Source organism: Pseudoflavonifractor sp. MSJ-30 (assembly GCF_018918045.1).
In the GTDB taxonomy this organism is placed as follows: domain Bacteria; phylum Bacillota; class Clostridia; order Oscillospirales; family Oscillospiraceae; genus Faecousia.
The window spans coordinates 17996-26996 of record NZ_JAHLPU010000071.1; the positions used below are offsets into that span (position 1 = coordinate 17996).

Here is a 9001-nt window from a genome sequence, read left to right on the forward strand (position 1 = left end):
ACGCACCTCGGCAGGATTTAGGTTTGTACCTGCTGTCTTTGGCAACCTCAACATTATAGCATAGACAATGCTGTTTGTCAACCATTATTATGCAAGATTTCTTAAAATTTTCCCTGCGACAAGCGTCGCAGGGAAATGAAAGATTACAGATACTTGGCAGTAGAGACCTTCACGCCGGGGCCCATGGTGGACACGACGGTGCAGGACTTGATATACTGACCCTTGGCAGCCGCGGGCTTTGCCTTGACGACAGCCTTCAGCAGGGTGTCCATGTTCTCGCTGAGCTTCTCGGCACCGAAGGAAACCTTGCCGATGGGGCAGTGGATGATGTTGGTCTTGTCCAGACGGTACTCGACCTTACCGGCCTTGATTTCCTTGACGGCAGCGCCGACGTTGGGGGTCACGGTACCGGCCTTGGGGGAGGGCATCAGACCCTTGGGGCCCAGAACCTTACCAAGACGGCCAACGATACCCATCATATCGGGGGAAGCGACGACCACGTCAAAGTCGAACCAGTTTTCCTTGGTGATCTTCTCAACCAGCTCCATGCCGCCGACATAGTCAGCGCCGGCAGCCTTGGCTTCTTCAACCTTGGCATCCTTGGCGAACACCAGAACCCGACGGGTCTTGCCGGTGCCGTTGGGCAGAACCACGGCGCCGCGGACCTGCTGGTCAGCGTGACGGGAGTCAACGCCCAGCTTGATGTGCAGTTCGACGGTCTCGTCGAACTTGGCGGAAGCGCCCTTGACAACCAGGCCCAGAGCCTCAGCGGGCTCGTACTGAACAGCGCGGTCGATCAGCTTCGCGCTTTCTTTATACTTTTTACCTCTAAACAATGTAATTATCCTCCTTAAAGTGGTGATGCGGAAAAATCCTCCCACATTTCCGGGATAGCGCCCGGATCAGCAAATATCAGTCGACGACGGTAACGCCCATGGAACGGCAGGTGCCAGCGACCTGGCTCTCAGCGGCTTCCAGAGTGGTGGCGTTCAGGTCAGGCATCTTGGTCTTGGCGATCTCGGCGATCTGAGCCTTGGTGATGGTGCCGACCTTGGTCTTGTTGGGAACACCGGAGCCCTTCTCCAAACCAATTGCCTTCATGATGAGCATGGGGGTAGGAGGAGTCTTGGTGATGAAGGTGAAGCTGCGGTCCGCATAGACGGTGATGACAACGGGGATCTTGTAGCCCTCCATGTCCTTGGTCCGTGCGTTGAATTCCTTGATAAATGCTGCGATATTCACACCGTGCTGACCCAGAGCAGGGCCGACAGGGGGAGAAGCGGTTGCCTTAGCGGCGTTGATCTGAAGTTTGATAATGCCAGTTACTTTCTGTGCCATGAATAGCACCTCCTGAATAAGATGTGGTAATGATGCGCGCTGCGCATTTCTTTCGGGGCACCAGCCCCTCCCACGTTCCGGCCGATGAACGGCCCGATGCGTTTATTGGGAAACGACCTCAACCTGGTCGAGCTCAAACTCGACAGTGGTCTCCCGGCCGAACATGGAAACAACCACGTTCACCGAGTTGTTGTCGACATCGATGGAATCCACCGTGCCGGTGAAGGAGCTCAGAGGACCGTCCATGATCCGCACGGTATCGCCAACGGAGTAGTTGACGATGATCTCCTTCTTTTCCACGCCCATGGCGTAAACTTCCTCTTCCGTCAGAGGGGTGGGATCATTGCTGGAAGAGCCGACGAAGCCGGTAACTCCGCGGACGTTCCGAATGACATGCCAGGTATCGTCACTGTAAACCATCTTTACCAGCACATAACCGGGGTAGACCTTGCGGTCATAGGTCTTGCTGGCGCCGCTCTCCGTGATTTCGGTCACGGTTTCCAGAGGAATGGACACGGCCAGGATCTGATCCTGCAGCTTACGGGACTCGACGGTCTTCTCGATCGTCGCTTTTACGGTGTTCTCATACCCGGAGTAGGTATGCACCACATACCATTTCGCAGTTTCTGCCATGACTTCTACCCTTAGTGGAAGACACCAATCAGGGCGTCAATGCCAACCTGAGCAACGAAGTCAAACAGCCAGATGAAAACGCCGACGCAGACAACGCAGGCGACCACAATGGCTGCATTTTTCAGCACCTGCTGGGGAGTGGGCCAGACTACCTTCTTCAGTTCGCTCTTCAGCTCACGGAAGTACTTGCAGACCTTGCCCCAGGTTCTCTTGAACCAGTTTTCCTTTTTTGCTTCTGCCATGATGGGGCGTCCTCCTTACTTGGTCTCAGTGTGAGTGGTGTGCTTTCTGCAGAATCTGCAGTACTTCTTCATCTCGAGACGGTCAGGGTCGTTCTTCTTGTTCTTCATGGTGTTGTAGTTTCTCTGCTTGCACTCAGAGCATCTCAAAGTGACTTTCACGCGCATAACGGCACCTCCTTAAAATTTGCCTCCCTGTATTACACCCGGCTAGAAAAAAGATTTAGAAAGCGATGAACTACAATGGAAATCGCTCCGGGGCTGAAAAAGGCGCACAAAAAAAGAACCCTTTTTCACAGGTGAAATCATTCTAGCATAGGGGAGGGCCGATGTCAATATTTATTTTCACTTTTTTCCTGCTGTTTCGGGCTGATTCCGTGAAAAATCATCGCAATTGCCCCACCGCCCGCTGCCATACCCCTTGCGTTTTTCGGAAGATTCCTGTAAAATAGAGAAAAAAGTTCCGGGGGAATTGCCGCCGGGGGAGGAAAGACTATGCGTATTATGGGAATCGATTACGGGGATGCCCGCACAGGCATTGCCATCTCTGATTTACTCTGCACCATCGTTGGTTCTACCGCGGTGGTGCCCAGTCGGAACCATGAAAAGGCCATGGCGGATATTATCCGATTGGCGAAGGAAAACGAGGTGGGGGAGATCGTCGTGGGTCTTCCGAAGAATATGGACGGCACCGAGGGTCCCCGGGCGGAACTGTGCCGAGCCTTTGCCAAAGAGCTGGAAGAGGCTGCAGGACTTCCTGTCGCCATGTGGGACGAGCGCCGGACCACAGTGGAGGCCCACAACATCCTCTCCGCGCACAATTATCATGGACAGAAGCGGAAAAACACCGTAGACGCTGTGGCCGCGTCTTTGATCCTGGAGGGCTACCTGGCGTTCAAGAAGCGCTGAAAAGGCTTCCCCTGGGGGAAGCTGGCTCGGCGGAACGCCGAGACTGATGAGGGGCGGTACAACATAAAATGCGGGAATGCCCAGGAAGAAACGTGCTGTTTTCAAAAACGTAACTGTGAGAATTTCGTTTCATCTGTTCTGCGTCCCGCCTATCGGCGGTCCACCATCACTTTTTATGGTATAGGTGCTACTGGCAGCTATTGTAAATGCAAATCAAGAGTTGAAAGTCTACAGTAATCCGGTAACTTAAGGAACTGCTTTTGATTTAAGCCAAAATGGAAGTTGAACGTATACCCTGAAAGTGAAACCCCCAAGCCTTCCCCTGGGAGGGGAAGGTGGCCCGCAGGCCGGATGAGGTTGAGGCTGGAGGAATAGAACGGAGGCGGTATATAATTCGAAGTCTCGACCTCATCCGCCTCGCTTTGCTCGGCACCTTCCCCTCCCAGGGGAAGGCTTTTGCTGTTCATCGGGATTTGCTCTAACTGTTTCTGTCTTTATACCTCAGCTCCCGTATTCCGGTAAAGATCAGCAGCACCCCAAAGGCTCTTCGCAGCCATTCCTCCGGAAAACGTTCCTGGAGCAGGGAAGCACCCCACGCGCACAGCCAGCCGGCGGCAATGGCGGGCAGAAGCTTTTTCCAGGGGATATTCTTTCTGCGCAGAAAGGTCGCAATGGCCGCCCCCGGCAGAAAGAACAGCAGATTCACGGCCCGGGCCTGATCCTGCGGCCAGCCCAGCGGGCCGGTGAGCCACAGGATCAGCAGGCTGCCGCCGCCTACGCCAAGACCGGAGAGAAAGCCCAGCGCGGTGCTGACCGCAATGGCGAGGGCTAGGCTCTGCATAAATTCCGAATGCCTCCCCAGAGAATGAACAGCCCTAGGATACGGTGCAGCCACAGCACCGGGATTTTTTTGCCGAAGAATCCCGCAAGAATCCCACCCGCTCCACTTCCTACGAGATAAGGAAGCGCCTCCTTGACAGGGAGCTTCCCTTGACCGGCTGTGACCAGAATGGTCACCATGCAGATGGGCAGAATGGTCGCGACGGAGGCCGGAAATACGGAATCCGAAGCCAGATCCCCGCACCGGCGCAGCAGGGGCACCAGCACCAGCCCGCCGCCCGCTCCGAACAGGCCCGCGATGACTCCGGCGCAGCCGCCGGCCAGAATGTAATTCCACATAAAAAAGCACCTCCCCCGGAAAGCATTCCCGGAGGAGGTGCGATTCATTCAGTTATTTGGACTTCAAAACCAGATTGGTGCGGATATAGGAGGTATTGCCCACAGTCATATCCAGACCATCTACCAGAGCGTTGTACCAGTTGGTGTAGTCCTCGCTGGTCAGGTCGTTCTTGACCAGGTACTCCCGGTAGGTTTCACCGGACTGGCCCACGAAGTACATGACATGGTAGCCGTAAGAGGTCTCCACAATGCCGGTGTCGCCGGGCTTGCGGTTCTCGTCGAAGCACCAGTTGTTGAAGGCGCTGACCATCTGGCCGGGGTAGACATTCTCGTACAGGCCGCCGTTGTCCTTGGAGCCGGAGTCGGTGGTATTCTCGGTAGCCAGAGCGGCAAAGCTGTCCTCGGTGGCATCGCCGTCTTCCCAGGTTTGCAGCCATTCTTCGGCCTTTGCCTTGGCGGCAGCCTTCTCCTCATCGGAGTAGGTGGTGGTGCCGTTCTCAGTGGTGCCGCCCTCGAAGCCTGCCAGAATGTGGCGCACATTCACCAGAGGTGTGCGGTTGTCGGTGCTGGAGCGGTAGTAGACAACGTAGTAGCCGGAGATGGTCTCCACCTCGTTGCCCTCATCATCGGTGGTGGTAGATGTGTTGGCGATATAGGTCTTGTCGCCGGCCTTCCGGCTGGTATCGCTGATCCACTGGGCAATGACGGAGTTGACGGAGGTATAGCGGGTGTCGTCCATGGCGGAGCTGGAGGCGGTGGTGTCCGCATTCACATCCAGCGCGGCAATGGCGGCGTCCAGAGCCTCCACGGAGTCAATGTTCTCGCCTGCCAGAGCTTTGGCGTCTGCCTCGGCGGCAGCGGCCTTGTCGGCGTTGGAGGCTTCGTCATCCAGATACCGGCTGGCGCTCAGGTAGTACTGGTTGTAGCTGTAGGAGTTGTAAACGGCGGGGTTCTCATCGTCCTTGGCCTTTACCTGCTCGTCGGTGTAGGTCAGGCCGTTCCGGTATTCGGTCTGATAGCCGCTGGCCATCAGATTCACGCGGTAGTATTCCTTATAGGAGTCCAGAGCAGCGCCGTTGCCGTACATGGCTTTCAGATAAGCCTCGGGCTTGGAGTAGCCATAGACAGAGGCGTACAGAGACAGGGTGGACTCCAGAGAATCCAGCTGAGACTGCTCCGTCTCGCTGAGCGTATGGCCGTTGGCTACCGCCTCATTGTAAACGGCGTGGATAGCCCGGGCACTCTGCTCGGCAGAGGTCAGGAAGTAGTCTGCCCAGGTCGTACCGGCGTCTTCGTCAAAGGTCTGCTGATCCAGTGCCTTGCCGGTATCCAGGCCGTACAGGGCGGCATAGGTGCCGTTCTGGGAGTAGAAGTTGTTTACGGTGTCGATGAAGTAATAGCTCAGCTCGGCATTGCTCAGGGTGGTGTCGCCCAGCGTCAGGGCCACGGTCTTCTTTTCCCGGGAACCGCTGTTTGTGATGCCGCGCCCAATAAAGATGATGGCAGCGACTACGACCAGAACAGCCAGGACGGCGGCAAAGGCGATGGTATAGGCCCTGACCTTCTTGTCTTCCTTTTGTTGAGCCAGCTGCTTTTCGGTCAGCTTGACATTGGTTTCTTCAGCATGAAGCTTCTTCTTGCTGGATGCACTCATGGTATCATTTCCTCTCGTTTTCATAGGTCTGACGATTCCGCAAAGGTAATTTTGCAGATAGACCCCGATATTATAACGGAAAGTTCCGCAGGTTTCAAGAGGGAAAAAGCTCTTTTCCCGGAAGAAACAAAAAATTTTGAATTTCGGGCAGGAAAACAGCGGCGGCAGATCGCCGCCGCTGTGGCTTAGTAGAAATTCGCTTCGTAGAATTTGGAAGTCTTCTGCAACTCCGCGTTGAGCGCCTCACGGCCCAATTGCTCTACAAGGGTCGGCTGCTGAGAGAACAGGTTGACACCCAGCCCCAGTCGATCCCCCTCAATCTGGAAGCCCATGGCCGAGAGCATGGTGGGGAACAGGTCCATATGGGAGAAGAGCCGGGTGGAAGGATCCGGCGCATCGGGGGCTACATCTGCGTTGATGAAGCACTCGTAAACCTTACGGTCCGCCATGTCCGCGCCGGAGACCAGCAGGGTATCCATCCGGGGATGGTCGCCCATGACGACGATCACGGTGTCTTCGTAGAAATCCTGCTCTTTGCACCACTGGATGAAATTGGCGGCCTGCCGGTCCGCACATTCCACAATGGAGGCCAGGGGAACGGAATTCTTTTCCTTTTCACACAGACTGCACAGATAGCCGTCCGGGAAATGGGTATCAACGGTGAGCATTGTCAGGTTAAAAGGCTCACCGGTCTCGGAAAGCCGCAGCAGCTCTTCCTTGGCAATATCATACAGCACGGAGTCCTCAAAACCCCACCAGACGTAATAGTCGCTGGGAAGCCGGCCTGTGGAAATGGCAGTTTCGTAATCATAAATATCGTAGTTGCCGTGGCCGGTGAAATAGGTGCGCCGTCCGCCGAAGCTGGCGTTGGAGCCGCAGAGAAATTCCTGTGTGTAGCCTTTTTCCTGCAGAACGTTGCCGAGTGTCTCCAGATTCGGCGCAAAGCTGGTGCTGACACCGACTTCCGAGGGATCGGACATGGGGAAGGAGAACGGTACGCCGGAGGTCGTGGCCATGAGTGCCGCGGAGGTCCAGCCGGTGTCAGTGATGGTCTCCATGCCGCCGAGTTTTCCGCCGGGCGTTGTGCCGAAGGATATGTTGTCATAGGCAAGTTCCGTCAGGTTGGGCATCAGGTTCATATCCTGGAATCCGCCAGTCTCCCGGGAGCTGTAGGTGACTTCCATGCTTTCCAGATAGAGGCAGATGATGTTCTTGGTTTTGCCCTTAGCGGAGATTTCCACATCGCTGGGACGGACATAATAGTCTTCGTAAATGGTCGTCTTATCCAGTTGAGCCTTTATGTAGCTGGAGAAGAACAGATTCCGCTCAATGGTATAGCAGGTCACCAGCCATGTAAGGACAGGGATCAGCACCGCGATCCAGCGAAACAGATTTCTGCTACGGATGGCGCAGCTGTGTTTCCACGCCGTGATCCGGATGGTAAAATGCAGACGGTTGAACTTACGCAGGTAAATGAGGTAGCTTCCATATAGTGCGCACAGGATCAGAACACCGGGCAGACACTGCCGCAGAGCACCCCGGGCAATGCCGGAATCTGCACCGTCCAGGGGAGAGGTCAGCGTAAAGATGATTTCCGCAATGCCTACATTCAGTGTTTCGATTTCCCACAGGACGGCGGCCAGCAGGGAAATACCCGCGGCGAAAAGGAGAAAGCCAATCAGATCCAGCCACCAGGGGCAGTGTTTTCGTTCTACTTTAGTTTTCACTTTGAAATTCCACACTTACAGAAATATTTTTTACAATGACAGCTGTGAAGAAGCCCACCAGGATGGAGCAGAAGAGAATGCAAAGCGTGTATTGCAGGGAGCCTGTGGTGATATCCCGCCGTAAAATAACACCCGCGACCTGGCGCAGTTCCTTTCCGGCGAAAACGCTGAGCACATAATTCCAGCCGAGATAACACAGCTTTGTCCCCAAAGAACGGGGAGATACCTTCAGCATTCTGCGCATGGCCTCGCAGATCAGCAGGGGAATCAGCAGCAGGTTGCAGAGGGTAATGGTTGCGGAAAACGGATCCATTGCTTGTACTCCTTTGTTAAAAAATAAATGCGGGCAGCCTTTACGACACCGCGGGAGAGAATAGGACATAAGGTAGATAATAAGAGATTTCTCGCAAAAGTCAATGCGCTCCTTTACACATCTTCGACAAAATGACTGAATGTTTACGGAATATTCACATATGGCCAGACAATGCAAAAACCCGGAGAACCGAAGTCCTCCGGGCACCCCGCTTTAGCCGTAACGCATCCAATTATGACCTGCACGAAACGGCAGGTGGGTTGCCGCTCCCGGCGTTCTCTGCTCCCAGCGTCCACCCTACGTCGAAGCGAGGGCGGGAGGTCTGCAATCCCGCCGGGAAGTCTAACTTCCCAATTCAAAAATGTGGGTCCAAAAGGACACGCCTACGCACCAAGCAGGGAAAGAAAGAATCATTGATCCTCTTCTTCCGTATCGTCTTCCGCGTACAGTTCCTCCATCATGAGATCGTACACTGCCTTCAGTTCCTCCTCGTCCTCAATGGCGGTCAGAAGCGGCTCGCCATCTTCCTCTGTGGACTTGAGGATGCTGACTTCCAGAGAAAACTCCGCGTCTTCCTCACCGGCATCGGCGGGAATCACGGCCATATAGGTCTCGCCGTTGTATTCCAACGTGGAGAGAACTTCCAGTTCATATTCCTTGCCGTCCTCATCCACAATGGTAATAAAGTCGGAACCATATTGATCTTCCATAGATTGCTCCTTTGTTTCCGGGGTTTTCTTGTCTGTATTCTACAACCGGACGGCCAAAAAATCAAGAGGAAAAAATCGCGCGCCTTCCGGCATCTTTGCGCCGGGTGGGAACTTGCGCAGATTATGCCCAGAAAAAAGCGGAAAACCCCGGCCGTTTTCTGGGAATACTACAGAAACGGGACATCATACTTTTTTCACTGTTCTTGACGAAACGGAAACGGATAAGGCGGAATTTATGGTTTATTAAGAAATTGGGGCTTTCGTTTTCTGAGAAAATATGGTATAGTCTACGGATGATA

Annotated in this window: 12 protein-coding genes, 1 other RNA gene and 1 other annotated feature (1 of these 14 only partly in view); of the genes, 1 reads left to right on the forward strand and 12 read right to left on the reverse strand. The window is 54.5% G+C overall.

The window, feature by feature from the left end:
* Positions 1 to 60: a sequence feature (ribosomal protein L10 leader region), on the reverse strand (it extends 59 nt beyond the left edge of the window).
* Positions 61 to 143: 83 nt separating this feature from the next.
* From rplA to rpmG, 5 genes are all read right to left on the reverse strand, one after another.
* Complete coding sequence (gene rplA, locus KQI10_RS11105; protein WP_216567460.1) at positions 144 to 836, reverse strand: 50S ribosomal protein L1; 693 nt, start codon at positions 834 to 836, stop codon at positions 144 to 146.
* A gap of 76 nt (positions 837 to 912) precedes the next feature.
* Positions 913 to 1338 (reverse strand): 50S ribosomal protein L11, encoded by a 426-nt coding sequence (gene rplK, locus KQI10_RS11110; RefSeq protein WP_216567461.1) that lies wholly within the window; start codon positions 1336 to 1338, stop codon positions 913 to 915.
* Positions 1339 to 1440: 102 nt separating this feature from the next.
* The gene (gene nusG / locus KQI10_RS11115) at positions 1441 to 1971 is read right to left on the reverse strand and encodes a transcription termination/antitermination protein NusG (RefSeq protein WP_216567462.1); all 531 of its coding nucleotides are present in this window, start codon (positions 1969 to 1971) and stop codon (positions 1441 to 1443) included.
* An 11-nt stretch (positions 1972 to 1982) separates the two neighbouring features.
* Positions 1983 to 2213: a preprotein translocase subunit SecE gene (gene secE / locus KQI10_RS11120; RefSeq protein ID WP_216567463.1), complete on the reverse strand. Its 231-nt coding sequence runs from the start codon at positions 2211 to 2213 to the stop codon at positions 1983 to 1985.
* Positions 2214 to 2228: 15 nt separating this feature from the next.
* Positions 2229 to 2378 carry a 50S ribosomal protein L33 gene (gene rpmG, locus KQI10_RS11125; RefSeq protein WP_216567464.1) on the reverse strand — a complete coding sequence of 50 codons (150 nt, stop codon included), beginning with the start codon at positions 2376 to 2378 and terminating at the stop codon, positions 2229 to 2231.
* A gap of 327 nt (positions 2379 to 2705) precedes the next feature.
* Between rpmG and ruvX the strand changes: the two genes are divergently transcribed.
* The gene (gene ruvX, locus KQI10_RS11130) at positions 2706 to 3119 is read left to right on the forward strand and encodes a Holliday junction resolvase RuvX (protein ID WP_216567465.1); all 414 of its coding nucleotides are present in this window, start codon (positions 2706 to 2708) and stop codon (positions 3117 to 3119) included.
* A gap of 478 nt (positions 3120 to 3597) precedes the next feature.
* On the opposite strand, the gene KQI10_RS11135 is transcribed toward ruvX, so the two are convergent.
* The 7 genes from KQI10_RS11135 to KQI10_RS11165 form a co-directional block, all read right to left on the reverse strand.
* The gene (locus tag KQI10_RS11135; RefSeq protein WP_216567466.1) at positions 3598 to 3960 is read right to left on the reverse strand and encodes a sulfite exporter TauE/SafE family protein; all 363 of its coding nucleotides are present in this window, start codon (positions 3958 to 3960) and stop codon (positions 3598 to 3600) included.
* Positions 3948 to 4298 (reverse strand): TSUP family transporter, encoded by a 351-nt coding sequence (locus KQI10_RS11140; RefSeq protein ID WP_216567467.1) that lies wholly within the window; start codon positions 4296 to 4298, stop codon positions 3948 to 3950. The genes KQI10_RS11135 and KQI10_RS11140 overlap by 13 nt, the downstream gene beginning before the upstream one ends.
* Positions 4299 to 4350: 52 nt before the next feature.
* The gene (locus KQI10_RS11145; RefSeq protein WP_216567468.1) at positions 4351 to 5952 is read right to left on the reverse strand and encodes a peptidylprolyl isomerase; all 1602 of its coding nucleotides are present in this window, start codon (positions 5950 to 5952) and stop codon (positions 4351 to 4353) included.
* A 185-nt stretch (positions 5953 to 6137) separates the two neighbouring features.
* A complete protein-coding gene (locus KQI10_RS12005; protein ID WP_216567469.1) occupies positions 6138 to 7679 on the reverse strand; it encodes an LTA synthase family protein in 1542 nt (513 codons plus the stop codon).
* Complete coding sequence (locus tag KQI10_RS11155) at positions 7669 to 7992, reverse strand: hypothetical protein (protein WP_216567470.1); 324 nt, start codon at positions 7990 to 7992, stop codon at positions 7669 to 7671. Before KQI10_RS11155 ends, KQI10_RS12005 begins: the two co-directional genes overlap by 11 nt.
* A gap of 201 nt (positions 7993 to 8193) precedes the next feature.
* Positions 8194 to 8396, reverse strand: a non-coding RNA gene (gene ssrS, locus KQI10_RS11160) — 6S RNA.
* A 6-nt stretch (positions 8397 to 8402) separates the two neighbouring features.
* Positions 8403 to 8702: a DUF1292 domain-containing protein gene (locus KQI10_RS11165; RefSeq protein WP_216567471.1), complete on the reverse strand. Its 300-nt coding sequence runs from the start codon at positions 8700 to 8702 to the stop codon at positions 8403 to 8405.
* Between the last annotated feature and the right edge of the window lie 299 nt (positions 8703 to 9001).

What these genes read in the sequence shown, in the direction of transcription:
- rplK (WP_216567461.1), bottom strand. Translation starts at nt 1,338, where the DNA reads ATGGCACAGAAAGTAACTGGCATTATCAAACTTCAGATCAACGCCGCT.
- nusG (WP_216567462.1), bottom strand. Translation starts at nt 1,971, where the DNA reads ATGGCAGAAACTGCGAAATGGTATGTGGTGCATACCTACTCCGGGTAT.
- secE (WP_216567463.1), bottom strand. Translation starts at nt 2,213, where the DNA reads ATGGCAGAAGCAAAAAAGGAAAACTGGTTCAAGAGAACCTGGGGCAAG.
- rpmG (WP_216567464.1), bottom strand. Translation starts at nt 2,378, where the DNA reads ATGCGCGTGAAAGTCACTTTGAGATGCTCTGAGTGCAAGCAGAGAAAC.
- ruvX (WP_216567465.1), top strand. Translation starts at nt 2,706, where the DNA reads ATGCGTATTATGGGAATCGATTACGGGGATGCCCGCACAGGCATTGCC.
- KQI10_RS11135 (WP_216567466.1), bottom strand. Translation starts at nt 3,960, where the DNA reads ATGCAGAGCCTAGCCCTCGCCATTGCGGTCAGCACCGCGCTGGGCTTT.
- KQI10_RS11140 (WP_216567467.1), bottom strand. Translation starts at nt 4,298, where the DNA reads ATGTGGAATTACATTCTGGCCGGCGGCTGCGCCGGAGTCATCGCGGGC.
- KQI10_RS11145 (WP_216567468.1), bottom strand. Translation starts at nt 5,952, where the DNA reads ATGAGTGCATCCAGCAAGAAGAAGCTTCATGCTGAAGAAACCAATGTC.
- KQI10_RS11155 (WP_216567470.1), bottom strand. Translation starts at nt 7,992, where the DNA reads ATGGATCCGTTTTCCGCAACCATTACCCTCTGCAACCTGCTGCTGATT.
- KQI10_RS11165 (WP_216567471.1), bottom strand. Translation starts at nt 8,702, where the DNA reads ATGGAAGATCAATATGGTTCCGACTTTATTACCATTGTGGATGAGGAC.